Genomic DNA, 25,583 nt, shown 5'->3' on the forward strand with positions numbered 1-25,583 from the left:
AGCATTATGCAAAAACTTAAGCAAATGCCAGGTGTCTATCGTGACAATTATTATTTGCTTTGCGTACATGTAGACATTTCTGTCCGCACATTGGACAACTGGATGAAATACACCATAGAATGTAAATCATCCATCCCCATAGACAAGGCCTACAAAATCGCTGAATTTTTTAACTGTACACCAGACGAATTAATAAACAGATACGATGGCTAAACAAAATTATTTTACTACCAGGTTAAGCCAGATCTTTACAGATCCCAAAGCTTATTCTTTCGAACACGATAGCAAAATAATTCCGGTTTTTAAGGAGATTAAAGACGGGGCTATCCAAATAAACTACCCATCCCTGTATGGCGGTGCCGAATGCTACAGCGAGGGTAATGCTATAAAAACATTTTTCCGTGTCCGGGTAAATCCAGATCAGGAAAAAGACTATAAATATTACCGGGACGAAAAAGCCGGAAACCGTATATTTTTCCCCTTACAGCTCATTAAAAAGTTTCAAGAAAAAGAAGAAATAGAAACGCTTTATTTGGTAGATGGCGAATTTAAAGCCATTGCCGGAACCAATGCCGGTTTTGATATGATTTCGGTGTACAGCAAAGATGTTTTTAATGATTCGGAAGCTACTTTACACCCGGATATAGTACGCCTGGTACATACCTGTAATATCAAAAGTATTGTTTTACTCTTAGGGGCTGATACTATGGTTTTGGACTGGAACCCCGAAACCGAAACCGAAAAGGATTTAAGCTTACGTTTTTTCGCCTTTGCCCGTTCTGTAAAAAACTACAAAGCACAGGCCATACAACACATAAAGTCGGTTTACTTTATGCATTTGCAACCCGAGTTTTTAAGCGAAACCATTAAAGGATTAGACGATCTGCTTTTTTACCGTAAAGGCGAAGGCGATTATATATGCAACGATTTGAACCGTTTACACGTGGCTAAAAATTATTTTAGTGGGATAAACTTAACTGCCGAAACTCCAAGCAAAATAAATAGTTTCTTTTACTTAAATAAGTATCAAAACAAACCCGGGGCATTCCAAAGCAAGTTTGCGCATATCATTAAAGATTATCCATTCTATTTTCAGGGTGTACAATACGTAGTAGATGCCCAGGACGGTTTAAAGATCCTGAAACATAAGGATAACGATTTGTTTGTGCGTGTAGGCTGCAAGTATTACAAAAACATAGAAGTACCAAACGCTCATAAAAAGGGTGTTTTCGATAAGAAAATGACCGAATGGAGTACCGTAGAACTCAAACGGGATTATGTAGACAAAGGTTTTAAAAATTTCTTTGACGAAATACCCAAATACGATGATTTTTGTAATATCCCAGACAATACAGAAGAGTACCAACCAACCATTGGCAACTGTCTTAATCTTTATTTTGAGCTTGACCATGAAATTATATCTGGCGAATGGACATCTATAGAAATGTACCTGAAGCATGTTTTCGGAGATAAAGAACTTGCAAGCGGCCACACCAATTACGATCTGGCTTTAGATTACTTCACCCTGCTCTACACTACGCCTACGCAGGCTTTACCTATTATGTGTTTAGTTAACCGGGAAAAGAACACCGGAAAAAGTACGATGCTTTGGCTGATGAAAGAGATTTTTAGAGAGAACTGTACTTTTATTGGTAACGAAGAACTAAAAGATCACTTAAATGATGACTGGGCAGCTCGTTTGGTTATAGGCGTAGACGAGGGTTTTATTGATAAGAAAACGGTAATAGAACGCCTGAAATCTATGTCTACCAGTAAGTTTATTAAACTGCGTGGCATGTACAAAGGCCGCAGCGAAATTGGCTTCTTTGGTAAATTCGTCATCACTTCCAATGATGAAGACAATTTTATCTCCATTGATAAAGACGAAACTCGTTTCTGGGTAAACAAAGTACCGGTTATTAAAAAAGACGATCCTTTGTTGGTAGAGAAAATGGCTAAAGAGATCCCTGCATTTCTACACTTTCTGCGTAACCGGGAGATATTGCACCCACGTGTATCACGCCATTGGTTCGAACATTCCTTACTACATAATGATGCTTTAACCAAACTGAAAGAAAGCTCCCGGGGATGGTTTGAGAAAGAACTCATTGCCATTATGGAAGATCTGTTTTTTACGTACGAATACCACACCCTTTATTTTACCATTAGCGAATTGAGCCACATGGTAAACGGTGGAGAAAGTGCCGTGAAGTTTAGAAAAGCGGATATTAAAAAGCAACTGGAGGATAAATTTGGCTTAGAAAGTAAAAACGGGCGTTTTCAGCAACCTAATAAACCAGGTGATGTTTACCAGTTAAAAACATCGGAAAAGAAAGGCCGTTGTTTCGAGTTTCGGGTAGAAGACTTTTTAAGCCCCGAAAAACTGGAAAACGAGTTTACCTATTTCAGCATCGAACAAATAAATGAGTTCAGGGAATATGGCTCACCAAAGGTTTACGAACCTTTAAAAGAAGAAAGTGATAATCCATTCCCTTCACAAGGGGCTTTGGATTTACAGCCTGATTATAGGCATTTAGGTAATGATGATATACCATTTTAATTATGAAAGGAATACAACTTGACTTTTTTAGAGAACCTCATATTTTAAAAATACCATGTGTTACCCATGGTTTGGAGGACATGATTAAAGAAAGTGGCGAAATTGTACAAAAGGCTATTATAGATTATAATCCATATTCGTGTGTTTTAATGTTATCGGGTGGAGATGATTCAATCACAGCTTTACATGTAGCTATTATGTTAGGTGTAAGAATTGATTTTATTATTCATGGTGTAACCGGAACTGGCTTGCCCGCAGTAAGAAAATATGTACATAAAGTTGCGGAATTGTTGAAGATTAAAATTATCGAAGCGGATGCAGGCACAACATTTGAAGATTATGTGAAAAGGAAGGGATTTTTTGGTAAGGGAAAAGATGCACACACATTTAGTTATCACTTATTGAAAGTAAATCCCTTTAATCGTGTCATTTCAAAATATATTAGAAAAGGTATTTCAGGAAGAAAAATTTTACTGCTAAATGGAGTTAGAGTCGAAGAAAGTGAAAATAGAGCGGATAATTTTGGAGACAATCCGTATAGGATATACGGTTCAGATATTTGGGTAAATATTATTCACTGGTGGACAAAAAGACAATGTTTACAGCTTCTAGAAAGCAATAATTTTGAAAGAAATCCTGTATCTGTATCATTAGGTCGTTCTGGCGAATGTAACTGCGGGACAATGCAGAGCGATACTGATAGACAAGCAGCATCCGATTTTGATCCTATTTGGGGTAAATGGTTGTTGGATATTAGAAGATATTGTATTAAAACATTTGGATGGGATATTAATCAGAATCCCAAAAAGGAAACTTTGTTGAGAATAAAGGCAGAAGCTTCAAAACTGAATGAATTTATGCCAATGTGTGTGGGTTGTAAATCAAGACAACTTTCACTTGATCTAAAAAAGCCGATTTAAACCGGTTTTTTTTAATCTTCGTCATCAAGTTCTAATGTATCTTGATGGAATGAACCATTTATACGTTCTTTGTCTTTGAACCACGAAGTTAAAACCTGTATTTCACTTTCTCTGATAGATCCCTCTAAAGATTCAATATAACTTTCATAACCATCTACTGTCATTGATGGTCCTCCAGATTTTAAAGTCACAACATCTCCGATTTTAAATTTTTGTGCCATACATTTATAATTTAGTTTCTCGAATATAAGATTATTCTCCCTTTATCCCTAACGGCTCGCCTACCAGGCAACGCAAAACAAATAAAGCCCGAAACAAGGGCTTTATTTGGTTATAGCGGTGAATGATAAAATGAATGGAGCGTAGCGCAATGAATGCCTTTTCTAGCCCGTTTTGGTGGTAACTCTTTGCCTATTTGCTGTTTTTTCTACGGCAAACAACACCGCCAATTACAACACTAATTTACCACAAAAACGGCTCTTACAGCCCAAACAGCAAAATATTTTCAATTTTAAAACGCCTTTTGCCCTTGCCGGAGAGGGCGGCTTTTTAATTTTTTTAAGCCTTTAGGAATAAGGCGAAAAACCCAAAACCTAACTTAAAAGCAATAAACTTAATATATTTTGTGACTTTGTGACTTTCTTTATTTTTTTAATATTTAAGAAATATAAAAAGATATAAAAGAGAGAGTTACGCATTTTATATGCTGTCACAAAAGTTGTCACAAAATATTTTTTGTTGTGACGGGGTGTGACACTTCCACAATCCCCCTCCTATTCTTTCGGTAAAAAATTACGGTAAAAAGTTACGGTAAAAGCTAAAGCTTATCTGTTTTCAATTAATCTACTTTGTATGTGATATATATGTTTTCACATGAGTACAGAGATTGAAGAAAATCCGGTTCCCGAAGAAAACGAACCGAAAACAGCACTTAAACCCCGAAACCAACATTTAAAATCTGCCGATCCTAAAAAACATCAGTTTACCGGTCGGGCTACAGAGAGCGAAGCCGAGACAATAAACCGGACCATTGCTGCTAGAAAAAAACAGTTGGGATTAATCGAAAACGGTGGTTATGATATAGTTCGCTTAGCTCTGGATATGATTAAGCATATCAATAATGATATTTTTTCAAGCTTTAAAGTAAAGTAGATGGCAAAGAAGATTGTCTATAAAACCAAGAAACCAGGTAAAAGGCGCTCATTATGTAGTGGGTACAAGGTATTTCCAGACGGAAAAAAGTGCCCAGGTTGTGCCGATTGCGTAGGTCAAAATAGAATAAAAGATCCTTTTGCTTTACTTGAAAAAAGAATGTTCGTTTTAACTAAGAAACCAAATAAAAAAGCCCGGCGGTAACCAGGCTTAGTATAAAATGAATAACACACCCCCCGGTGAATTAATTCAAAATATGGAACAAAATAGCAATAATAATACCGAAAACGGTAAAGAAATTGAATTTCCTACTATAGAAAAACCTATTGAAGGTGTCGAAATAGAAATGATAAAATTGCCAAAAGAGCAATTAAACCAATTAATTGAAAAGCTGCGAACTTATGAAAGTGATCTCGTAACTATGGTTTCGGTATTACTACAGTTTTCAGGTCTGTTTTCTGGTAAAACCAATTTGCTTTCTATAGCGGCTCAAATCCCCAAACTCATCAACGATCCCAAAATCATAGACCAGTTCAAAACCTTGGCTCCAATCCTAGAAAAATATGGCAAAGAAAACGAAAACAGTTAATCAGGATGCTACTGTGGTAGACTTAACCGATGTTCTAAGTCGGGAAGTTAAGGTAGATGTTCCACCCGTTGTAATTACCCATGACGAACCCGTACAAGAAGCCATATTTGAAGAGATTGAAACGGAAACCATTATTGATGATGATGAAAACAATTCACAACATCAATACCAGGATGCAGATCCAGGCTATCAGGAACCGGGAGAAATATTTATGTCTCCTACGGATATTGCTGAAAACATAGTTAACCTGTTAGATGGTTTGCAAAGTAGTGCCATACCCTACCTGCGCAAAAAAAACCTATTTACCGAAAAGGAACTGGAGCTTTTGCAAAAGATAGATCATAGTGCCGTATATGATGCCAATTCACGGGAATTTTATGTCCTGCAAAAATGGAAACGCCATTTAGACGTAATAAAAGAAGTTCCGTTTAGCGATGGCGAATCCCGGAGGCTAAAACAAGCTACTGCAAGATATGCTGCTACAACAAATATGCAGGTTACACCATTTCAGGGACTAATTATGGCCTATAGCGAGGTGGTTATCAATCGTGTCAAACTATTTACTGAATAATATGGAAATATTTATCAATTGCCTGGTATTGCTTGGTTTCGTGGTTATAGCGGTTCTTTCTCTTAAAATGTTAATGAAGAAAGAACAATCTGCCGATCTGGGCGAAGAGCATAGACCATATAACAGCTATACTAATGGTACTGCGAAAACAAAGTTAGATCAGTCATTTCCACCCAAAGAGTTTGGAGAAGCCAAAGGATCGAAATATCAAAAACAAAGGTCATGTCAGCAACAATAGCAAACAGTAGAACAATATTTGGCAAAGAGTACATTTTGGCATTATCATGCGAAAACGTAGTTGCAATAAATGCGACTGCCGAAAATTGGAAAAAAGCAGGTCATCAGACAGCTAGGTTTAAGTTTAAAAAAACTGGAGACACTATTCATTTATATGCTTCCAGATTTAAAACAAGATCTTTCTGATAATGGCGAAAACGCGTGATTTACATTACAGTTCTTTAGTCGTTGGCCGTAAAGGTGTTGGCAAAAGTACCTATCTGGCATCTGTAGCTAAAAAATACCCAAAAGGCAGTAAGGTATTAATTATTGACGTTAACGGATCCCCGGCCTACAATTGTTTTCAGCAAATTACAGTAGATCAGATCCGTAATCTAAAAAGTGGCATAGTTAAACTGATAGGTACACCGGATAAAGATACTTTGATAAAGATTTCACAGGATTTTAGAAATGGATTAATCGTTTTCGAAGATTGTACCAAATACATTGAGGGCAATCCTCGGCCGGAAATTAAAACTTTTTTGGTGGATCACCGGATGTACGGATGTGATTTGATATTTACTTTCCATTCGCTAAAGCGTGTCCCGCCTTTCTTCTGGGAAATGACAGCTTATGTGACACTTTTTAAAACATTAGAGACCTTTGATACCGGAGCAAACCGAAACCGTATCCCAAACTTTGAAAACATGCTTAAGGCATACAAAAAAGTAAATGCGCATGCAGATCAAAGGCATAAAATTACAGTTGAAACCATGATTTAAACCATTATGAGTGAAACGAAAGCATTTATTATTCAGGCATACAGCTTTAAAGAGATTATAGCTCATTATGGCGTGTCATGGAAAACATTTAAAAACTGGATTGCCAAAATTCCAGATCTGGGCGAATACACCGGTAAGAAATTTACGCCTAACCAGGTACAAAAAATAGTAGATCATTTAGGGAAACCATGAAAACACTGGTAGAAATCGTCCGTGGCGGTAAATTAGACAGACTGGAAGAGTTTATAGGCAAAAAAGGTTACATAGATGGTTACATTCACAATGAATTTGTAGGTATCTGCGGTCTTGTCGTTATAGGTGATGAAATTATACCGGTTCCACTTAAATATTTAAAAGCAATAAAATAAAACATTATCCATTTGTTACCATCCACTCAGCCTGCCGTTGTGAAACGCCAGGCTTTTTTTATATGCTTTCGTTTAATATCATTGCCTTTGAACGCCTTTCATTGTCTTTCATTTCCCTATATCGTACTTCTTTCCCTAAAGGCTTGCATGTTTGGGTTTTCAATAATCCAAAAGAAAAGCAATGAATAATCTCTTCGACAAAAAAGTATTTGTTACCGGAGTTTTGATATTGGTTGCTGCTTTCTTCCTTAGAAAGTGGTTTACTAAAAGAGTCAAGAAAGCAGACGGTACAGAGTCCAATTATGTAGGTCACGAATCCGTTGGTTTCGCTTAATCTACCAAACCGTAATTATCTCATTTAATCAACAAACAGATGAAAAAAGTATTTTTAGGACGCTCTTTCAACAGAGCATTATCTCCGAAGTTTGTAAGTAAGCGTTATTTAACAGCTGAAGAGCTTGAAAACGAAGCAAACGAATTAAGCAATTTCGGTGGAGGATTGGGCTATGTAGGACATGGCGATGACTTTTTAGAGTTTTCGGGCAATGCCGCATCATTTGCAGATGCGCAAAGCGAAGCTAAACCGTTCATTATTACCTTAACCAACACATCGGCTACCGAAGCCAGAACAGCACTAATGTGTCCGGGTTTAATTGTCAACGCCATCGGGCTAATGAAAACAGGTGCTTTCAACGACAAATCAAATCAGGCGGGTCTATCTGGGTCTTCCGGGTCTCCTGGTTCAATTGAGATGTTTAATGCCTTTATTCGTGAGTTCCCATCCCTAATAAGCGGTTTCAAAATTGCATCGGATAGCGTTGCGCAAATGGATCAATCGTTTACTATTGTTAAACAATCTCCATTTAAGCAGCATAGTTCTTTGGTAATTGCTACCGGTACCTATGCCAGCGAGGGAAACTTCAATACCAAAATATTAACTGTTCCCCGTCCGTTCTTTATGGATGCACAAACAGTTATAGAATACACGGTATTGCCGTCTACTTCGGTGACTGTAACCCTAATGGTAGGCACAAGCTTGAACGTTGCTAAAGCTTTGCGAGAAAAAACACAAAGAGCAAAACAAACTATTGCTCAGGTTGGAGCTGCTGCCGTTCGTAGTCAATATATAGGATAACCCATAGCATCTGGCAAATGGATGCTATTAGACAAATTGTTCAGCAGCGGCCAGATGCCGTTGCTGAATTATTGGAAGCCTATGGCGTAAAGGCAGAACCAAACGAAAGAAATTTAAACAACTTGGTCAAAGTTTATGGTAACGCTCCTTTGCCTTACAATAATGTTACTGGTAACGACTCAGGACAACCAAAACCCACCCTTTTCGACAAAATTTTAAATATCGCAAACGGGCTAAACAATGTTTCCAAAAGTTTAAAAAAAAGTGCGGTTTCGGTTCCCGGTACATTAGCAGTAGGCACCAATACAAGCAATACTCAAGATCCTTTGGCTACGCCTCGAATATTCGGAATTAACCGAACTATTTTCTTGGTACTTGCTGGATTAACGGTTTTAGCAGTAGGTATTATCCTGTTTAAAAAAAGCTAATGGAAATTTGGGCTAAAGGGATTACAAAAATAATAAAGGTGCCTGATCTTGGCATGACACCAGCAAGGGTTAACCGCCGTACCGGTGTCATGGAAATAAGTGTCAGGCACATGAGAAATATGCCTGTAGCGCATCGGCTCTTCGTAATGCTCCACGAGCAGGCACACGTAGAACTACAAACAACAGACGAGGTCAAAGCCGATGCCTACGCATTTAAAAAATATGCTGATATGGGTTATTCGTTAAAAGAATCTGTAAAAGCACTAACAAAAGTTTTAAACGACAAAAACCCGGAACATAACTGGAGAATGTATTTATCTCTTAAAAGAGCTGAACAATACGACTTGGAGTTTAACGGGAATTTAAAATTTGCAAGATGAGTAATACACCCAGACCATCAAGAGGTGCAACGCCCGGAACTGTATCCCAAACCATAGCAGCTGGTCCAGACCAAAGCCCTATGAATTTGCCTGCGGTAAATCCAGGCGGTGTGGCACTTCCTGCATCGTCAATAGCAGCTACTTTACAAATAGTTAATGATATTGATGAACTGGAAGGCAGGGACGATCCCGATACTCATGGTTTCTTATATAACGACAATAATATTTTTGAAACCGGAGGGCTGAATAAATCAGATCCTAACCTTTTTAAAAGACGGAAGTCCGGTATTATGACACCGAATAAAGTTCGCCCGATAGCTTACATTCCAAAGTTTGGAGATATTATTTTCCATAAAGGCGAAGAGTACGAATTTTTGGGTTATCTGGGAGATAATATTGAGCTTGAACCAGAAGAACTAGCAAGCTTTCAAGCCTATGGAAATGGAGAATATTCAGAATTTTTTGGTAAAGCATTTAAAAACTTCACTAAAAATCTAAAAAACATTGCTAAAAATCTACCAGGCAAATTTGGGCTATTCAGAAAAAGAATAAAAGGTTCTGCTTCCTTTGATGGTTATGATGAGGTAGAGTATTTTATTGGATCAGATCCAATGGAAGCCGAATTTATAGGAAAAGCTTTCAAAGCGATTGGTAAAGGCGTTAAAAAGGCGGTACAAGCTGTTGGTAAAGGAGTTAAAAAAGCTACTCAAGCGGTCGGAAAAGCAGGTAAAGCTGTTGGTAAAGGGGTGGCTAAAGGTGTAAAGGGGGCAATTAAAGGGGTTGGTAATGCGGTTAAGGCTGTTGGTAAAACCATTGAAAAAGGTGCAGACTGGTACGCTAAAAACTTTGGTAATGGACAGCAAGAAGCTAGTCCTTATGAAAGTCCTTTAGATTGGTCTCAACAAACAGCAGCCATAGATACCCAGTCAGCTCCTGGTTTTATGCCTTATGAAAATGGAGATTACTACCAAGACGAAAACGGGCAAATTGTTTATGCTAATGCTCCAGAAGGAACCCCTATAACTCAAGCAAAATCAAACACCAATTTAATTATAGCAATTGCCATAGCTGTATTGGTTATTGGAGGGCTTTTTATCCTAAAATTTAAAAAGTAATGGAAAAGTTTTTAAAAGAATATAAAGCCCTTTTAATCATTGCCATTTTAACCATTGGGGTAATGATGTTTATTTATTACAAGGGTAAAAAGTCGGGAGCAATTAATATTCCAGATGCACCTTATCCAGACGGCACTCAAGGAATACCTGCCGGATTTAACCCTAATGTTTTAGCCGATGAGCTGCATAGCGTTATGAGTGGGCTATTTACTTTATCGGGTACTAAAGATAAAACCTGGCGAAAACTATTAGACCTGCCCACTAATGATATGGTAGTGGCCGTCTATAATACTTTTAATTCTAAATATGGAAGCTTGGGCAAAGGGTCATTAACCAATTGGATTAACGATGAATACTACTACGACTTTGCAAGCGGCATAAAAACAAAGGTATTACAACGATTGAAATCATTAAGACTAACATAAATCAATTACATCATGACAAACAACACAAAATACATCCTTATTGCCCTGGCAGTTGCAGGGATAGGATTTTTTCTTTGGAAAAAGTATAAACTGGTAAAAAAGGTAGCTTAAAATGAAAACAGAAAGAATTGCACTCATAGGTATTGTAATCGCTTTAGCTGTACTGGTTTGGTTTCTGGTCAAAAAATCTAAACAGAACAAGCAAGGAGATCCCGTACAAAAAAGCTCCGCTCCTACTGTAGGGCAAAAGATCCAGGAGGGTTATAGCAATTCTTTGGGCAAACTCACAGATTCTGAAGTAAAGAACCTGGCAACCAAGTTTGATCTGTTAGAAAGTGAAGCTAATGTATTAAAAGCAATGAATGCCAAGGAACCTACAGGAACCATGTTAGACAATGCTATTACGTTACAACACCTTCCGGATGCCTTATTAAGAAATGTAGTCGAATACTGGCAAAACGCCACTAAACAAAAAGTTACCCGTTCGTCTATATTCTCAACAATGATGGTTGACACTACAGAGATACTGCCCATGTTATTAAGAAAATTAAGGGATTTAGGATATTAAAATTATGGAGCCTCCGAATGTTTTAAAAACACTTTTTAACGATGGCGAATTGCCAACTGTTAATGTAGAAATAGGACTAACTAAAGAAACTATTATAGACCTGGCTTTTGCCGCTATTATAGTTGCTGTCTTATTGGCTTTCCTGAATAAGTATATCCTATCTAAAATTTAAAGCAAATGTTACAAGTAAGACAAAGCTATTACGATGCCGTTCAGAAAGTATCTGGAAATGCGGATCTTTTCTTCCAAAAACTCTCAGAAATGTGTAACCGTTTAGGTGTGACTATCGATGATGTTGCATCCGTGATGTGGATTGAAACTGGAAAAACCTTTGATCCTAAAATCAAAAATCCAAATTCTTCTGCAAGCGGTTTAATCCAATTTATGGAAGCTACTGCAAAAGGTTTAGGTACCACAACGACACAATTGCGGGCAATGTCTAATATAGAGCAGTTGACCTACGTAGAGAAATACTTTAAGAATCAAATAAATGCATTTGGCAAACCTAAAGATTTTTTTGACGTGTATACTCTGGTGTTCTATCCGACTTGGTTAAAGATGGCAGATACAGCGCAAATGACTATTTCGGCTTCAAAAGCAAATATCGGTATCGATACTTATTTCGGGAATAAAGATGGCATTGTATCTAAAGGTGAATTTAGAAAGTTTGCTATGTCTAAACTCCCTATAAACACTCTAATAGCATTAGGGACTAAAAAAAAATCTACCCATTGTAATTGCCCTAATTGTGGCTGCGCTATTGATTTGGTACTTTCTAATTAGAAAATAATGGCAGGTAAAAGATTTCAATATACAGGAGTTCAAACTCCGGGAAAAAACACACCTCAAAGCTACACCGCTAAAATTGCGAGTGCAGTTATCCGGGCATGTGCCAATACCGGTATTTTGCCGTCTGTAGTAATTGGGCAGGCTATTAAAGAAAGTGGAGCGGGTAACGATTATAAAGCCTTTGTTTATAATAATCCTTTTGGTCACATGGCTTTATCTAACTGGAGCGGTGACGGTGTACGTTTAAGCACCAAAAAAGGTGCAGCTTACTGGCGTGTTTACCCTACCCTTTACGATGGCATAAAAGCCCATATAGCCAACTTGCAGCAAGGTAAATACAAAATAAAAGGTGTCGCTTTAAAGAAAACGCCTTTAGCGCAATTGAATGCTTTGCAAGACGCAGGCTATAACGTGGGACCGGACAAAAATGTCTATGCCGGAAAAATTGCAGCTATGATAAACAATTTAGGCTTAGAAAAATACGATCGTGAGTTAATCGCTTACGAAAGAAATATTAACGATAACAATTTGGCTTTCCACGAACAGGACGGAATAACCAAAGCTTTACATAACATTTTTGCTTAATTATTATGCCAGGAGAGAGACCAGAATTAAAGCCTGTACCGCCTACACCGCCTTATGTGCCGCCAACAGGAAGTATACAAAGTGGTATACAAAGCCGAGCTATTGGCCATTTAACCATTGACCTGACTACCTCTGGTGCAGGTGCATTGCCAAATGTTACAGGTAATACCGTTACCGCTTTAATATTTATTGAAGCCGCTCCGGGATCTGCCGAAAACACCGTAATAGCCAGATATTGGCAGGATGGCTCTGCGCCAACTACAGATGAGGGCTTCCCTTTAAAGGCTAACCAGTTTTTTGAAATCAAAGGTTATGCTAACATTGTCAATTTACGACTGATAAGTGTTAATAGTCTGGCACATACTTTACAGATCCAATACTTCTCCTAATGGCAACATTTACAGAATTTAACCGCATAGGTGTACGCACCGTTGAAGCCAGGGGAGCCGATGGTAATATTGCGCTTTATACTCAATGCGCTAACCATTTAGACGGTACTCCCATGAACGACAGCAAAGTAGATGGAGATATTTATATAAAGGTTGGCTACGAGTATTTTAAAAAGAATGATGTTAGCGAAGCTGTAGTACCAGATCCAACTTTTACAGACGATAGTTTTGATATATAACGTTATTTTTGGGTATATAAAACCCTTAAATAATGAACAGATTACAGTTTTTAGCTTCTACAGTCTTAGGATTTTTTAATCCGCCAAAAAAACAAGAACCAGAAATCAAATATATGAAAAGGGTTAACGATACTTTAATAGAACTACTGGACAGCCACACCAACGAATATGTAACTTTTTCAAAGGTTACAAAATACGCTGATGGCTCCGCTATGAATGATGCCAAATGTGATGGTGTCATTTATAGGAAATTAGGGAGTGAGTATTTTAAAAGGAATTTTACAGGGCCGGTAAATGTTAAGTGGTTTGGTGCTAAGGGGGATGGGGTCACGGATGATAGTCTTGCTGTTCAAAATGCATCTAAATATGGGGGCGAACTATATTTTACTGCGGGGACTTACGTATTTAATGCATCTTTTAATCAAAAAATAGTCATCTGTGGCGAAGGGAGCGAAAGAACTATATTAAAACCTTTTGATATTACTAAAGCTATAATTACCTACACATCGAAAGGTCCTTATTGGACTTACCATTCTGAAATTAGAAATGTTTCCTTTGCATCAGAAAATAAAACTGGGGTTGGATTTGCGTTTTCAAAAACCAATTTTTCCGATTACGAGATAGGAGATGAATATTCTAATAATGTTAAATTTTATGGATGTAGGTTTCTTGGATTAGAAAAAGGAGTGCAATTTACATACGGAAACATTGGGACTGAATTCTATAGTTGTGGGTGGACTCTTTGTAAATATGGTGTGTATTGTGTCAGTAATAAATTTGGTGCAATAATGCATGCCGGTAATAAATATTTTTATGGTGGTCAAATAGATAGTTGTGATGTAGGTGTCTATATTCATAACACAGCAATTGGATTCGGTGGTTTTTCTATTACAGATACTATTTTAGAATACAATAAGATTAATTTTTATTGTTACTCAACGAATACCTATGCTGGGCCTGTATCATTTATGAATATTTGGAATGAGGGTAGCGGATCTGTTGCTTTTACTGATCCAGTCAGTATTGATAACTGGGACGGTAACCTAAGAACACAAGTAAATGTTTTGCCGAGGTCGTTTATGTTTGAAGGATACAACTCAAACTATACTTTTTACGGAGGAACAATTTCAGATATCTTAGTTACAGCACTAAATAGCCAGGTTTTAATTAATGGTTCTCAAGCAGAAAGATATTCCGGAGTCGGTGCTGCTCCTTCAGATGTTGATATTACTTCTGAGATAATATTCGAAAACTGTGTATCCTATGCAGGGTTCCCTATAGGTAATAACATTACATTAATAAATCCTAATACCAGTTTAAAAGATATTAATGGGAATGTACGCTCCTCAATAGCTCGAGGGTTAGTGATAAAGAACAGACTTATTTCGCAATCGTTAAATTATCCTAAAATATCTAAACCTCTAAATGTTGTAACGAATTTAGGTGCTGGTTCTTTTAATTCCAACGGTACGCTTGTTTCAGACGGAATATTAAATGATTTATGTAATGAGTATTTGGTAGATTTTTCCAATTCATCTCAATTACTAAGACTATTAGGATCTGAAATTACAGTTAATGTAAATGAATGGATTGTTATGACATGCGGAGTGAAACTGATATCAGGATCTCTCAATATAAAATTTTGGAACCGAAGTAGTTTAAAAGCTGCTGAAATAGAGATGCCAAAAACATTCAATAAATGGTTTACAGTTGGTTTTTTAGGTAAGGTTACAGAGAATGGTGATATTTATATGGATTTTTCAAGTCCGTCTGAAAATATTTTCAGGTTGTCAAATTTTCAAGCCGTAAAATTTGGGACAGAGTCGGAAGCTAAGGAGTTTTTAAATTCCAACATATTTATCGTTTAACATGCACAAAACACTATTTTCAATATTAGCCGGTACAACCGGTTTTGTTGGTACGGTAGCCGAATCAACAGCTAATATCGCAGCGGAAGCCGTACAACACGTACAGCCTGCTTTGCAAGATCCCAACACTTACCTTAAAGGCGCAATAGTATCTGCATTATTACAGATTGCTCTTAAGCTGATAGATAAGTGGAGCGAAAAACGCAAAGAGAAAAAAGCGGCTAAAGAAGCTGCAAAAGCGTGACCTATGAATATAAAAAAACCAATTGCTAAACTTAGCAGTAAAGAAAAAACTTTAGTATGGCGGCCAGTAAGAAAGCAACCAAAAAACCAATCCAAAACAAAAAAATAGGAGATCAGGGAGCGTTTACTCCTGCGGGTAGCATGGCAGAAAGGTACTGGAGTCAAAAAGGGATCCGTACTTTTATCAATGCTCCGGTAAAAACCAATTTCAATCCTGGTACAGCTGTGCTGTCTAAATTCAAATTAAAAGGTATTGAGTTTGGTAATTGGGTAACCATTGAGGATCGTTGGAATTATCTCAAGCAACTTTCTATCAGTCTCAATAACCTCAACAAAGTTTTAGATTTTGGTAATAATATTGGTCTGCAAAACACCTTAACAGTTTCTTTTGGTGCCAGAGGAAAAGGTCAGGCTTTGGCACATTACGAGCCTCATACAGATGTTATCAATTTGACACGGTATAAAAAAGGTACTCCAGATGCTTTAAAAGAAGTCATGTTTACGCTATCCGGCGGCTTTGGTTCCTACGCACATGAATACGGCCACTTCTTAGACTACTTCTTTGGAAAGTATATACACCAGGATAAAAGTTCACCATCTTTAAGCAATGGTAGATCTGTGCGGCCGGTTATAGAGAACAATTATAAATCCGGATCATTACGCTATTTAATGTTTAACGTAATGGATACTATTATGTGGAAGCCAGGCAAACCCAAACTGGAAAAAAACGGTGTAATTTACGAACGTAACTCCATGACGCTGTATTACAAAAAGCTGCGTACCCTTTTTGCATTGGACGAATACTGGTTGCGTAATAACGAGATTTTCGCCAGGGCTTTCGAGCAATATATTTTGTACAAACTCAAACAAAAACGCTTGAAAGATCCGTTTCTTTCTCAGGTTAAATACGACACGGCTGTTTATATGTCTCCAACAGAATTAAAAGCCATTGTCAAACCTATGGATACCCTTATTAAGGCAATGGCTAAGTATGCTAAAATGAAGTAATATGAAAACTTACACCAGAACCCACAGCAATAAAAAAGCATTAACAAACCACGTTGCCCGTATCCGTAAACGTGGCGGATCTGTAAAGAGTAAAAAAACTACTAAAGGCACTAAAATAGTATATGCTTTTGGTAAAGGCAAAAACTCTCAATTAGTTCTATTTTTGTGACAAAATTAAAATATGTGGCATTCTGTAACACAAAAAACAATGTCAATTGCTTTTAAAACAGGTTTGTCACAGAATTACGCTGTCACAGAATATTTTCAGAAATTTAAAAAAACATAGGTTGTGTTTTATTTTCTTCTTAAAGGCTGTCTAGGTTCATGATTAATTTTTTCTTCCTGGCTTCACTAATCTTTATATAAATCATAGTGGTTTTAATCTCAGCATGACCTAATAAGCTCATTAACGTTTCTGCATTTCCCCCGGCATCTATAAAGTTGGTAGCAAAAGTATCTCTGGAGCAATGGAATGTAAGACTTCTATTTATTTCCGCTTTGGCGGCAATAACTTTTAAATTTCTATTTACAACCTGGTCACATATATTTTTAAATATAGCCCCTCTCCTTTTTGTCGGATCTATTAATGTTAGTGCGTATTTAGTTAACGGCACAGAAACCACAACTCCAAATCTTTCTCCTTTAATTGTACTGACTGTCAAAACCCTATTTTCTATATCTTCGTAATCCAAGGCATTATTATCAGATATTCTCAAACCAGTTTCGCAACTAAACAAAAATTTCCTTAAAATTTCCTGTGGAAAGCTCTCCAGTCTTTTAGATCTATACAATTGTTTCAGCTTTTTAAGATCTCCAATTTCCAAAGGATCTCTTTTGCCTTTTTTAAACGCTTTTATTTTAAACTGTTCGTATGGGTTTTCTACATTTATTTTATTTCTGATGGCTTCTTTCAAAAAAGAATTGATAGTTACGTGTACTGCCTGTATAGAATTGTGTCTTAATTTAATATTACTTCTCAGATACTTATCAAATTTCGCTATCAATTCGGGATCTATTTCGCTAAACAATACGTTTCCTTTAGTAAAGGTTTCAAAATGTTTTAACCGATTCTTTTTATTCTTATAGGTCTGTAGCTTTATAGTATCTGCCATATTAGCTGCTTCTAATTTTGCTTTAGCCCAACTGACAAAATTATCACGGGAAGCATAGTTAAGAAAATCAAGCTTAAAACTTTGATGTGTTACTTCTCTATCTGCTAAACGATAACGCCTCAATAATTCATTAGCTTTCCCTTTCTCCTTGTTAATTAGGAGATTGAGATCTGTTATTTCTTCATCATTCACCCCATCGTATTTAAACTGTTCCTTATCCTTATCAAAAAGTTGAGGATAAAACTCGAGTTCTAAAGAAATCCTCCTGGGTATACGGTCTATTGTTAATTGTAGATAAAGACCGGCTTTTCCATTTTTCTTAACATGTTCAAAAAATCTGATGGCATACGAAATTCTTTGCATAATAAATCCTCCAGCGATTTGAAAACAAACCGCTCAAAAAATGATAAAAAAATGAACTTGAAAACAATTTGAAAACAAAAAACCGTCTAAACTTAACGTAAAGACGGTTTTTTATATGTAATGTACCCGAGAGCAGATTCGAACTGCCACGCCCGTAAGGCGCCACCCCCTCAAGATGGTGCGTCTACCAATTTCGCCACCCGGGTATTTTGGGCAAATATATATTTTATCTGGATAAATTAAATATTTATTTGCAATCCGTCGTAAGCTAAGGAAATATCAGAGGGAAGTTCTTTGGTCACATCTATATATTTTCCTAATCTATGGCTTATATGTGTAAAAAAGGTATGCTCGGCCCCAACTTCCTCAGCTAAGTCTATAGCTTCCTGAAAAGTCAAATGCGAAAGATGGTTTTCTTTTTGTAATGCATTCAAAACTAAATATTTTGCTCCTGAAAGCTTTACTAATTCCTCCTCAGCTATGGTTTTAACATCAGTCAAATACACAAAATCATTAATTCTAAATCCGAGTATAGGTAGTTTATAATGCAGAGCTTCTATAGGAGTAAAAGTTATATCTCCTATGGTAAAAGGTTGATTTTTATCTATTGTATGCAAATTCAACAAAGGAATTCCCGGATATTTAAAGTCCAAAAAAACATAAAAAAATTCTCGCTTTAGTGCTGTTTGAACGCTTTCATTAGCATAAATCTCCATTGCCGATTGCTGTTTGTAATTAAATGCTCTTACATCATCTAACCCTGCTATATGGTCTTTATGTTCATGCGTAAAAACAACGGCATCTAAATTCTGTACATTAGCCCGTAGCATCTGATACCTAAAATCTGGCCCCGTATCAATAATAACAGTAGTAGTTTCAGATTCTATAAGAATGCTACTCCTCAATCTTTTGTCTTTTTTATTATCCGAAAGACAAACTGAGCAATTGCAGGCTATTACCGGCACACCCTGCGAGGTTCCCGTTCCTAAAAATGTTACTCTCAAAAGCGTAAGGTTGTTTGTTTAAGTGAGTAATAGAATTGCTTTTGCTTATCAGGAAGCCTACTATCATCATCAATATCTAAACTTTTTACCATTTCAACCAAAGACGATATTTTGCTCTCCAAATTAGAAAACTTATTAACAATTACCATTTTACTCGTTTCTAAAACACATGAACCTGTTTTAAAATTTCCCTTTTCATATCTAACCTTATACCCCAGTTCTTTTAAAAGGTTCTCTAATTTATCTAATGTATGATTTGTTATAGGTAAAGACATGATTATTAACGTAAATCAACAATTTCTACCCCCGGATATTTCGATTTATCAAAAGTAAATATAGAAGGAGCTACTTTAACATTAGGCACAAAGTTTTTGATAATGTAGGTGTAGATATTTCCATTCTTATCATAAACAGAAAAAGAACTAATAAGCTTTGTAGACTTATCTACCACCAGTTTAATCTTAGAAAAAGATTTACTTGTTAATGGCACCAGTTCCAGGTTATGATAATTTTTCCCGTTTGATTTACTATCACCTACATATAAATATTTAAAACCTTTCTCGTAAAGCGTAAAAATTTGAGCAGGGTTAATAGCATCGGCACTGTTATCTATTTCACTAATTTGTACTTCATTGTCTTCTTTCAGATAAGTCCATTGACTTTTACCATCAGAAATTATTTCTTGATTAGGTAATGTAACTTTATATTTATTTAATTTGGACTGAACATATAATACTCCCGAATAACTTTGCTGTTCATTAGCCTGCCTGTTTGTAAAAGTGAAAGAGAAATCGCATTTAACAATATCATAACTTCTAAACTTTTTACTTACATCTGCTAAAATAGGTTTTGCCTTAGGATCATTTTGGGCACTTGTATTTAATGCTCCCACCATCAATAAAAGCAGGGTCAACATTTTATAAACTCTCAACATATCTTACTATTTCCCTAAATTTTCCAAAAACTGTTCCAAAGCATAATCATCAGGTATCAATACCTCTCTTGCTTTGCTACCTTCAAATGGCCCCACTACTCCGGCTGCTTCCAACTGGTCTATTATCCGCCCAGCTCTATTATATCCCAATTTCAATTTTCGTTGTATTAAAGATGTTGATCCTTGCTGATGCATGACTATTAATCTTGCAGCATCCTCAAATAATGAATCTCTGTCATCCGGATCAAAATCTTTGGAACCCCCGCCTTCACCTTCATCTCCAACATATTCAGGCAACATAAATGCAGATGGATAACCACGTTGCCCTCCTATAAATTCACATACCTGATCTACTTCCGGGGTATCAACAAATGCGCATTGTAAACGTATCAGATCACTACCTGTAGAAAGTAGCATATCCCCTTTACCTATCAGCTGATCTGCTCCTCCTGTATCTAAAATTGTTCTTGAGTCAATTTTAGAAGTAACCCGGAACGCTAAACGGGCTGGGAAATTCGCTTTAATTGTACCTGTAATGATGTTAACAGATGGACGTTGAGTAGCAATAATCAAATGTATTCCAATTGCTCTGGCTAATTGTGCTAATCTGGCAATTGGAGTTTCTACCTCTTTACCCGCCGTCATCATTAAATCTGCAAATTCGTCTACCACCAATACTATAAACGGCAAATAACGATGTCCATTGTTTGGATTAAGTTTTCTATTAACAAATTTCTCGTTATATTCTTTCAAATTCCTTACTCCTGCATCCTTTAACAGATCATAACGTTGATCCATTTCTATACACAAAGAGTTTAAAGTATTGATTACTTTCTTTGTATCTGTTATAATTGCATCTTCTTCTCCCGGAAGCTTAGCTAAAAAGTGCCTCTCTATTTTCTTAAATAAAGTAAGTTCTACCTTTTTAGGATCTACCAGTACAAACTTTAATTGTGATGGATGTTTTTTGTAAAGTAGCGATACCAGAATAGTATTAATACCTACAGACTTTCCTTGTCCGGTTGCTCCTGCAACCAACATGTGGGGCATTTTTGCCAAATCGGCTATAAAAACCTCATTAGAAATGGTTTTTCCTAACGCAATAGGTAAATCCATCTCTGTTTTCTGGAATTTTTCTGTAGTAATAATAGAACGCATAGGCACCATTTCTGGATGTCGGTTTGGAACTTCTATACCAATAGTTCCTTTTCCCGGCATAGGTGCAATAATACGTATCCCTAAAGCAGCTAAACTTAAGGCAATATCATCTTCCAGGTTTTTAATCTTCGAGATTCGGACACCAGGCGCAGGAATAATTTCATAAAGAGTTACCGTAGGCCCTATGGTTGCTTTTATTTTATCAATCTCTATATTATAATTATTCAGCGTTTCTACAATCTTGTTCTTATTTGCCTCCAATTCGTCAGCATCTACTGCAATTTTATTTACACCATAATTTTGCAATAAATCTATTGTTGGCGATGTATAAGACGATAAATCTAACTTAGGATCATACGTCCCAAACTGGTCTACTAACTCTTTAGCTTTAGCTTCTTCTTCTGAAAGCTGTACAGTAAACTCAGGCTCTGCTGCCTCTTGGGCACTATTTTGTTCTGGTTCAGGATCTGGAACAATTGTTTCCAACGGTAAATCCTCTCTTTGTCTATTCTGCTTATTAGCAGGAGGTCGATTAATCGGAATCTCAAATTCGGTTTCTACTATGGGATTCTCTTGCTCTTTAATTATTTCCTCTACAGGGATATTTTGTGATTGAGGAACGACTTCCTGAAACGGCGTTCTTTCTATCTGGGCTATAGATATTTCCTCACTTCCCAGTTCATCCTCTACAACAGATTCTGTTCTTCGTATAGGATTTCTTTGATAAACAGGTTCTTCTACTTCAATATCTTCATCATCGTCTATATGATTAATGCTATCCTGTTTTCTTTTTCTTTCCGGGAGCTTAAAATCAATATTGTAAGCTATAACTAAAGTGGTTAATGCAGAAAACGCCAATATACCAGCAACTCCTGCAGATCCTATCTGCGCTACCAGTAACCTGTTTAAGTAAAACCCAAACTCGCCTTCTAAAAAATGAGGATATTCTCCTATAAAACTATGAAAATAAGCTATAAATAGCGATCCAAATATCAATAGAAAGAAACTGTATGATAATGTTTTTACTACAGGAAATAACTTAACCTTAAATAACAGACGATATCCTAAAACAGTAAATATAAATACAAAAACAAAGGACGAAATACCAAACCATTTATAAATAAACTGATGAGAAAATAACGCACCAAGCTTTCCTGCCCAGTTTTGTATATCAGGATTTAATACACCATTCGATTTCAGTTCTTCTGAGGTTTTAAATAAGTTACTCCATCCGCCATTGGCATCTATCACATAACTTTGATCCTCTTCCCATGTAAACAGGTAAGAAGTAAAGGCTACAAAAAAATAAATGGCCAATAATAGCAAAAACAGCCCTATTATTTTTACAGCTTTGTCATTACTAAAATTGAGTTTAGGAAAAAGTTCTCTCCTCTCCTTCTTCCCTTCATTCTTTACTGGAGCAGCTTTTTCTGCCTTCGTGGGCTCCCTAAATGTATTTGTCTTTATCTGATTTCCTCTTATGAGCATATAATGAATTTTTCCCTCCGCAAATTTATCATATTTGGCTATTTCTAACGCAGCATTTCTACTTTATTCACCATTTAAATTTGTTAAACCGCATATTATAATAGCCAATTCTCATTTATTTGTTGGAAGTTAACAATTAATGCCTTAATATTATTTTTTAATTCAAAAAAATGCGAAACGACAACTTAGAGGAACTCATAGCCCAAGCCGATGAGAACATGATAAGAGAATACGTTTTATCTCATCCGGGATCATTAAAATCAAAAACAAGTTTTAATGTTTCTCCTATTGTATTAAGTTGCTTTTATCAAAAGAACAGAATTACTGAACTATTATTCAGTCTGGATGAAAAGATAGACTTTTTTGAAGCCTGTGCTGCTAACAAATTTGATATTGTGGCTCATCATATTTACCAAAATCATGATATTGTAAACGTTTTTTATGATAATGGTTATACAGGACTAGGATTGGCCTGTTATTTTGGACATGAAGAAATTGCAAAATATCTTATTCTTAAAGGGGCTAACGTAAATATACCTTCAGATAATGAATATCGGACTTTCCCTTTATACTCTGCGGTTATAGGCAACTTTACCTCATTGACTGCTACGCTATTAAAAGAGGGTGCAAATGCTAATATCCAGCAAGCGGGAGGTATTACACCCTTACATATAGCTGCCAAAAACGGAAATATAGAATTGATCATCACTTTGCTTGAGAATGGTGCCAGTGTTGAGGCTAAAACGGAAGAAGGGAAAACGCCTTCTACAATGGCTCAGGAAAATGGACATCTTGAAATCGCAGAAATTCTATCTTAGTTGTAATGAAAAAACTGCTTATTATTACAGGGATACTCTTCTTAGGATATAAACTCAGTGCTCAGGAATTTGATCCTAACAAGTACATCATTGAAAGTGAAAAAGATATCGGAAAGACACAATCCGGACCGCATAATGGAGGAGGCGAATCTATTGGATATAGCTTTTTCAATAATGTTAAAGATTTCAACAATGTATTCAGAAAGCGTATTTTAAAATCCAACTCAGCAATTGGTTATCATACACAAAAAGAAGATGAGGTGTATTATGTTGTTAGCGGGAATGGGCAAATGACCTTAAATGGTAAACTTTATAATGTAAAATCCGGTGATGCTATTTTAACCAGAACAGGTAGTTCTCATGGAATAAAAAATATTGGAAAAGAAGATTTGGTTTTAATTATTGTTTACGAGAAAATGGTTAAATAGAAGTCCCGTCATGGGCACTTGGACTTTCGTCAAACCATTTATCCTGTACTTTCATCACTTTTTCAATAATATCACGAGCAACGCCTTCTCCTCCCTTTTTAGGAGATATATATAAACTTACCTCTTTAATTTCATCAACAGCATCTTTGGGACACACAGGTAATGCTACTAATTTCATTACTTGTAAATCCGGTATATCATCACCTACATAAACCAAAGATTCGGGAATGAGTTTATATTGTTGCATTAACTTTCTGAATACAGAAATTTTATCGGAAACACCTAAAAAGATATCCTTAATGCCTAATCCTATTAAACGCTTCTCTACTCCGGCAGATTTTGCACCAGAAATGACAGCTACATGATAGCCTTTTTTGACAGCTAATTGGAGTGCATAACCGTCTTTAATATTAAACTGACGTAATTGCTCTCCGTTTTCGGTTACTAAAACCTCGCCATTGGTTAATACTCCATCAACATCGAAAATAAATGTATTGATATTTGCCAGTTGATGGAGCATATTATTCTTTATTTTTTTAATGGATTATTGATTATCTCTCCACTCGTAAACCCAGGCAGATTGAATTTGCTCTAAATGCCCTTCGTTACACTCTTCTTTAGTTCCTTGAAAATATGGAATCTCAAGAACCCAGTTCATCAAATCTGTAAATCTAATACGGTATATTTTTGATTCGTTGAAATCATCACCGAATTTCTCATACAATCCCATTGCAATATCCTCATAGTCATTCCAATGAATTGGCAATGCAAACTTTTCTTCGTTCATCTGGTTTAATCTAAATTAATGTCCCAAAAACTGAGACTGATCTGGAATAGTAATTTCAATATTACCATCAATCATTACACATTGACAGCCTAATCTTGAATTGATTCTAGGATTTACAGCTCTATCAATAAAATCTTCTTCTTTATCTGATATTTCCTGTACATTATCTTCACCTTTATTCACATAAACGTGACAAGTACTGCATCCGCAAACACCTCCACAATTATGTTGAAGCTCTATACCGTTCTCTAAACAAACGTCAAGTACAGATTCGCCTTCTGCTATATCAAGTTCTACAGGTTCTAAACCTTTTTCTTCGAAATTTATTTTTACTTTGTAGATATCCATAATTACAGAGGCAAAAGTAGTAATTTATTTAAGGTCCTCTGCCTTTTTCTGATACATTTTAACAATGTGCTGACTTATTGAAGCATAAATTTCTTCCTTATCAGGGTGAGTTGAAAGAACCTCTAGATGCTTATCCATAGTATTTACATCATTACGTCTGGCAGGCCCCGTCTGGGCATTTTTAGGATATGTCTTTAATATCTTGTTTGCCGTTTCCAGTATCAGAGGCTTAAGGTGCTCAAACTCCAGCCCAGCTTCTTTTAAAACCTCTTCGGCTATACTATAAAAGTGATTGGTAAAGTTGCATGCAAATACAGCCGAGATATGTAATTTCATTCTCTGATCTGAATTTGCAGCTATTACTTTGGGTACTACTGTTCCCATAAATCTCAGCAACTTATCTTCTAGCCTACTGTCTACTCCTTCTATAAAAAAAGGAATAGTAGAAAAATCTAAAGCAATTCCTTTTGTAAAAGTTTGTAATGGGTAAATTACACCTACGTCTTTTGCGTAGGGTTTTAATATATCTATTGAAGTTGATCCTGATGTATGCACCAGAATCTGGTGTTCTTTCAGCTTTAATAATGAGGCTACCTTTTCTATAGCTGAGTCGCTCACCGTTATTACCACTAAATCTATCTCATCTTTAATCTGAGACAAATCACTTATGGAGTTTCCTCCTATTTCAAAAGACAAATCAGCAGCTTTATCCGGCGTTCTGTTCCAAATTTGCCTTACAGGATAACCTGACATAATAAATGCTCGAGAAAGGTGCCAAGCTACATTTCCCGCTCCTAATATTGCAACATTCAT

The 25,583-nt window shown here is 36.3% G+C and carries 41 protein-coding genes and 1 tRNA gene; 31 read left to right on the forward strand and 11 right to left on the reverse strand.

The genetic code is table 11. The features are described 5' to 3' along the window. The first annotated feature begins 6 nt into the window (after positions 1-6). From ACFSAH_RS19240 to ACFSAH_RS19250, 3 genes are read left to right on the forward strand one after another with little or no spacing between them, the layout of a single operon-like run. Positions 7-213, forward strand: a complete 207-nt coding sequence (locus ACFSAH_RS19240) for a helix-turn-helix domain-containing protein (protein ID WP_379664336.1) — start codon at positions 7-9, stop codon at positions 211-213. Continuing rightward, positions 206-2,560 carry a primase-helicase family protein gene (locus ACFSAH_RS19245; RefSeq protein WP_379664337.1) on the forward strand — a complete coding sequence of 785 codons (2,355 nt, stop codon included), beginning with the start codon at positions 206-208 and terminating at the stop codon, positions 2,558-2,560. Before ACFSAH_RS19240 ends, ACFSAH_RS19245 begins: the two co-directional genes overlap by 8 nt. 2 nt (positions 2,561-2,562) lie before the next feature. Next, a complete protein-coding gene (locus tag ACFSAH_RS19250) occupies positions 2,563-3,480 on the forward strand; it encodes a phosphoadenosine phosphosulfate reductase domain-containing protein (protein ID WP_379664338.1) in 918 nt (305 codons plus the stop codon). Between the two features lie 11 nt (positions 3,481-3,491). On the opposite strand, the gene ACFSAH_RS19255 is transcribed toward ACFSAH_RS19250, so the two are convergent. Continuing rightward, positions 3,492-3,701, reverse strand: a complete 210-nt coding sequence (locus ACFSAH_RS19255; protein ID WP_379664339.1) for a YodC family protein — start codon at positions 3,699-3,701, stop codon at positions 3,492-3,494. A gap of 652 nt (positions 3,702-4,353) precedes the next feature. Between ACFSAH_RS19255 and ACFSAH_RS19260 the strand changes: the two genes are divergently transcribed. The 26 genes from ACFSAH_RS19260 to ACFSAH_RS19385 all read left to right on the forward strand — a co-directional run bounded on the left by ACFSAH_RS19260 (position 4,354) and on the right by ACFSAH_RS19385 (position 16,499). Continuing rightward, positions 4,354-4,632 carry a hypothetical protein gene (locus tag ACFSAH_RS19260; RefSeq protein WP_379664340.1) on the forward strand — a complete coding sequence of 93 codons (279 nt, stop codon included), beginning with the start codon at positions 4,354-4,356 and terminating at the stop codon, positions 4,630-4,632. Continuing rightward, entirely contained in the window at positions 4,633-4,836 is a 204-nt protein-coding gene (locus tag ACFSAH_RS19265; RefSeq protein WP_379664341.1) for a hypothetical protein, read from the forward strand. It begins immediately after the preceding gene. Positions 4,837-4,852: 16 nt separating this feature from the next. After that, positions 4,853-5,221: a hypothetical protein gene (locus ACFSAH_RS19270; RefSeq protein WP_379664342.1), complete on the forward strand. Its 369-nt coding sequence runs from the start codon at positions 4,853-4,855 to the stop codon at positions 5,219-5,221. Then, on the forward strand, positions 5,196-5,792 hold the full coding sequence (locus tag ACFSAH_RS19275) for a hypothetical protein (RefSeq protein WP_379664343.1): 597 nt from the start codon (positions 5,196-5,198) through the stop codon (positions 5,790-5,792). The genes ACFSAH_RS19270 and ACFSAH_RS19275 overlap by 26 nt, the downstream gene beginning before the upstream one ends. 73 nt (positions 5,793-5,865) lie before the next feature. Next, the gene (locus ACFSAH_RS19280; protein WP_379664344.1) at positions 5,866-6,030 is read left to right on the forward strand and encodes a hypothetical protein; all 165 of its coding nucleotides are present in this window, start codon (positions 5,866-5,868) and stop codon (positions 6,028-6,030) included. Next, complete coding sequence (locus tag ACFSAH_RS19285) at positions 6,015-6,215, forward strand: hypothetical protein (protein ID WP_379664345.1); 201 nt, start codon at positions 6,015-6,017, stop codon at positions 6,213-6,215. The genes ACFSAH_RS19280 and ACFSAH_RS19285 overlap by 16 nt, the downstream gene beginning before the upstream one ends. A 2-nt stretch (positions 6,216-6,217) precedes the next feature. Continuing rightward, on the forward strand, positions 6,218-6,790 hold the full coding sequence (locus tag ACFSAH_RS19290; RefSeq protein ID WP_379664346.1) for a hypothetical protein: 573 nt from the start codon (positions 6,218-6,220) through the stop codon (positions 6,788-6,790). 6 nt (positions 6,791-6,796) lie between these two features. Further along, the gene (locus ACFSAH_RS19295; protein ID WP_379664347.1) at positions 6,797-6,982 is read left to right on the forward strand and encodes a hypothetical protein; all 186 of its coding nucleotides are present in this window, start codon (positions 6,797-6,799) and stop codon (positions 6,980-6,982) included. Then, positions 6,979-7,158 carry a hypothetical protein gene (locus tag ACFSAH_RS19300; protein ID WP_379664348.1) on the forward strand — a complete coding sequence of 60 codons (180 nt, stop codon included), beginning with the start codon at positions 6,979-6,981 and terminating at the stop codon, positions 7,156-7,158. Before ACFSAH_RS19295 ends, ACFSAH_RS19300 begins: the two co-directional genes overlap by 4 nt. Positions 7,159-7,339: 181 nt before the next feature. After that, entirely contained in the window at positions 7,340-7,492 is a 153-nt protein-coding gene (locus tag ACFSAH_RS19305) for a hypothetical protein (protein WP_379664349.1), read from the forward strand. A gap of 39 nt (positions 7,493-7,531) precedes the next feature. Further along, on the forward strand, positions 7,532-8,293 hold the full coding sequence (locus ACFSAH_RS19310) for a hypothetical protein (RefSeq protein WP_379664350.1): 762 nt from the start codon (positions 7,532-7,534) through the stop codon (positions 8,291-8,293). Positions 8,294-8,310: 17 nt separating this feature from the next. Further along, the gene (locus tag ACFSAH_RS19315; RefSeq protein ID WP_379664351.1) at positions 8,311-8,721 is read left to right on the forward strand and encodes a hypothetical protein; all 411 of its coding nucleotides are present in this window, start codon (positions 8,311-8,313) and stop codon (positions 8,719-8,721) included. Continuing rightward, on the forward strand, positions 8,721-9,101 hold the full coding sequence (locus ACFSAH_RS19320; RefSeq protein WP_379664352.1) for a hypothetical protein: 381 nt from the start codon (positions 8,721-8,723) through the stop codon (positions 9,099-9,101). Before ACFSAH_RS19315 ends, ACFSAH_RS19320 begins: the two co-directional genes overlap by 1 nt. Then, a complete protein-coding gene (locus tag ACFSAH_RS19325) occupies positions 9,098-10,216 on the forward strand; it encodes a hypothetical protein (RefSeq protein WP_379664353.1) in 1,119 nt (372 codons plus the stop codon). Before ACFSAH_RS19320 ends, ACFSAH_RS19325 begins: the two co-directional genes overlap by 4 nt. Then, complete coding sequence (locus tag ACFSAH_RS19330; protein ID WP_379664354.1) at positions 10,216-10,641, forward strand: hypothetical protein; 426 nt, start codon at positions 10,216-10,218, stop codon at positions 10,639-10,641. The genes ACFSAH_RS19325 and ACFSAH_RS19330 overlap by 1 nt, the downstream gene beginning before the upstream one ends. Before the next feature lie 12 nt (positions 10,642-10,653). Next, on the forward strand, positions 10,654-10,752 hold the full coding sequence (locus ACFSAH_RS19335; RefSeq protein ID WP_379664355.1) for an LPXTG cell wall anchor domain-containing protein: 99 nt from the start codon (positions 10,654-10,656) through the stop codon (positions 10,750-10,752). A gap of 1 nt (position 10,753) precedes the next feature. Beyond that, the gene (locus ACFSAH_RS19340; protein ID WP_379664356.1) at positions 10,754-11,209 is read left to right on the forward strand and encodes a hypothetical protein; all 456 of its coding nucleotides are present in this window, start codon (positions 10,754-10,756) and stop codon (positions 11,207-11,209) included. A 4-nt stretch (positions 11,210-11,213) separates the two neighbouring features. After that, entirely contained in the window at positions 11,214-11,381 is a 168-nt protein-coding gene (locus ACFSAH_RS19345; protein WP_379664357.1) for a hypothetical protein, read from the forward strand. A gap of 5 nt (positions 11,382-11,386) precedes the next feature. Further along, a complete protein-coding gene (locus tag ACFSAH_RS19350) occupies positions 11,387-11,992 on the forward strand; it encodes a hypothetical protein (protein WP_379664358.1) in 606 nt (201 codons plus the stop codon). Between the two features lie 6 nt (positions 11,993-11,998). Then, positions 11,999-12,583, forward strand: coding sequence for a glycoside hydrolase family 73 protein (locus ACFSAH_RS19355; RefSeq protein WP_379664359.1), 585 nt, complete (start codon positions 11,999-12,001; stop codon positions 12,581-12,583). A 5-nt stretch (positions 12,584-12,588) separates the two neighbouring features. Then, positions 12,589-12,972 carry a hypothetical protein gene (locus ACFSAH_RS19360; RefSeq protein WP_379664360.1) on the forward strand — a complete coding sequence of 128 codons (384 nt, stop codon included), beginning with the start codon at positions 12,589-12,591 and terminating at the stop codon, positions 12,970-12,972. Then, positions 12,972-13,211: a hypothetical protein gene (locus ACFSAH_RS19365; RefSeq protein WP_379664361.1), complete on the forward strand. Its 240-nt coding sequence runs from the start codon at positions 12,972-12,974 to the stop codon at positions 13,209-13,211. Before ACFSAH_RS19360 ends, ACFSAH_RS19365 begins: the two co-directional genes overlap by 1 nt. A 32-nt stretch (positions 13,212-13,243) precedes the next feature. Next, positions 13,244-15,079: a glycosyl hydrolase family 28-related protein gene (locus ACFSAH_RS19370; RefSeq protein ID WP_379664362.1), complete on the forward strand. Its 1,836-nt coding sequence runs from the start codon at positions 13,244-13,246 to the stop codon at positions 15,077-15,079. Position 15,080: 1 nt separating this feature from the next. After that, a complete protein-coding gene (locus ACFSAH_RS19375; protein ID WP_379664363.1) occupies positions 15,081-15,323 on the forward strand; it encodes a hypothetical protein in 243 nt (80 codons plus the stop codon). A gap of 56 nt (positions 15,324-15,379) precedes the next feature. Then, positions 15,380-16,330, forward strand: a complete 951-nt coding sequence (locus ACFSAH_RS19380; RefSeq protein WP_379664364.1) for an LPD1 domain-containing protein — start codon at positions 15,380-15,382, stop codon at positions 16,328-16,330. 1 nt (position 16,331) lies between these two features. Further along, complete coding sequence (locus ACFSAH_RS19385) at positions 16,332-16,499, forward strand: hypothetical protein (protein ID WP_379664365.1); 168 nt, start codon at positions 16,332-16,334, stop codon at positions 16,497-16,499. A 136-nt stretch (positions 16,500-16,635) separates the two neighbouring features. Here the strand turns inward: ACFSAH_RS19385 and ACFSAH_RS19390 are convergent, their stop codons facing one another. The 6 genes from ACFSAH_RS19390 to ACFSAH_RS19415 form a co-directional block, all read right to left on the reverse strand. Beyond that, positions 16,636-17,805: a tyrosine-type recombinase/integrase gene (locus tag ACFSAH_RS19390; RefSeq protein ID WP_379664366.1), complete on the reverse strand. Its 1,170-nt coding sequence runs from the start codon at positions 17,803-17,805 to the stop codon at positions 16,636-16,638. A 123-nt stretch (positions 17,806-17,928) separates the two neighbouring features. Then, positions 17,929-18,011: transfer RNA gene (locus tag ACFSAH_RS19395), tRNA-Leu, on the reverse strand. Between the two features lie 33 nt (positions 18,012-18,044). Then, the gene (locus ACFSAH_RS19400) at positions 18,045-18,809 is read right to left on the reverse strand and encodes an MBL fold metallo-hydrolase (RefSeq protein WP_379664367.1); all 765 of its coding nucleotides are present in this window, start codon (positions 18,807-18,809) and stop codon (positions 18,045-18,047) included. Further along, positions 18,806-19,084, reverse strand: coding sequence for a hypothetical protein (locus ACFSAH_RS19405; RefSeq protein WP_379664368.1), 279 nt, complete (start codon positions 19,082-19,084; stop codon positions 18,806-18,808). The genes ACFSAH_RS19400 and ACFSAH_RS19405 overlap by 4 nt, the downstream gene beginning before the upstream one ends. Positions 19,085-19,089: 5 nt before the next feature. Beyond that, entirely contained in the window at positions 19,090-19,725 is a 636-nt protein-coding gene (gene lolA1 / locus ACFSAH_RS19410) for an outer membrane lipoprotein periplasmic chaperone LolA1 (protein WP_379664369.1), read from the reverse strand. Between the two features lie 24 nt (positions 19,726-19,749). After that, positions 19,750-22,389, reverse strand: coding sequence for an FtsK/SpoIIIE family DNA translocase (locus ACFSAH_RS19415; RefSeq protein WP_379664370.1), 2,640 nt, complete (start codon positions 22,387-22,389; stop codon positions 19,750-19,752). Positions 22,390-22,559: 170 nt separating this feature from the next. On the opposite strand from ACFSAH_RS19415, the gene ACFSAH_RS19420 reads away from it, so the two are divergent. Both ACFSAH_RS19420 and ACFSAH_RS19425 read left to right on the forward strand, forming a co-directional pair. Further along, positions 22,560-23,207, forward strand: coding sequence for an ankyrin repeat domain-containing protein (locus ACFSAH_RS19420; RefSeq protein ID WP_379664371.1), 648 nt, complete (start codon positions 22,560-22,562; stop codon positions 23,205-23,207). A gap of 5 nt (positions 23,208-23,212) precedes the next feature. Next, positions 23,213-23,635 (forward strand): cupin domain-containing protein, encoded by a 423-nt coding sequence (locus tag ACFSAH_RS19425; protein WP_379664372.1) that lies wholly within the window; start codon positions 23,213-23,215, stop codon positions 23,633-23,635. Here ACFSAH_RS19425 and ACFSAH_RS19430 read toward each other — a convergent pair. From ACFSAH_RS19430 to ACFSAH_RS19445, 4 genes are read right to left on the reverse strand one after another with little or no spacing between them, the layout of a single operon-like run. Further along, on the reverse strand, positions 23,628-24,155 hold the full coding sequence (locus ACFSAH_RS19430; RefSeq protein WP_379664373.1) for a KdsC family phosphatase: 528 nt from the start codon (positions 24,153-24,155) through the stop codon (positions 23,628-23,630). The genes ACFSAH_RS19425 and ACFSAH_RS19430 overlap by 8 nt on opposite strands. Positions 24,156-24,179: 24 nt before the next feature. Continuing rightward, positions 24,180-24,422 (reverse strand): Fe-S cluster assembly protein IscX, encoded by a 243-nt coding sequence (gene iscX, locus ACFSAH_RS19435; protein ID WP_379664374.1) that lies wholly within the window; start codon positions 24,420-24,422, stop codon positions 24,180-24,182. Between the two features lie 15 nt (positions 24,423-24,437). Continuing rightward, positions 24,438-24,770, reverse strand: coding sequence for a 2Fe-2S iron-sulfur cluster-binding protein (locus ACFSAH_RS19440; RefSeq protein WP_379664375.1), 333 nt, complete (start codon positions 24,768-24,770; stop codon positions 24,438-24,440). A 24-nt stretch (positions 24,771-24,794) separates the two neighbouring features. After that, positions 24,795-25,583: a Rossmann-like and DUF2520 domain-containing protein gene (locus tag ACFSAH_RS19445; RefSeq protein WP_379664376.1), complete on the reverse strand. Its 789-nt coding sequence runs from the start codon at positions 25,581-25,583 to the stop codon at positions 24,795-24,797.

It is taken from the genome of Pseudopedobacter beijingensis (assembly GCF_042678145.1).
GTDB classification, from domain to species: Bacteria; Bacteroidota; Bacteroidia; order Sphingobacteriales; family Sphingobacteriaceae; genus Pseudopedobacter; species Pseudopedobacter beijingensis.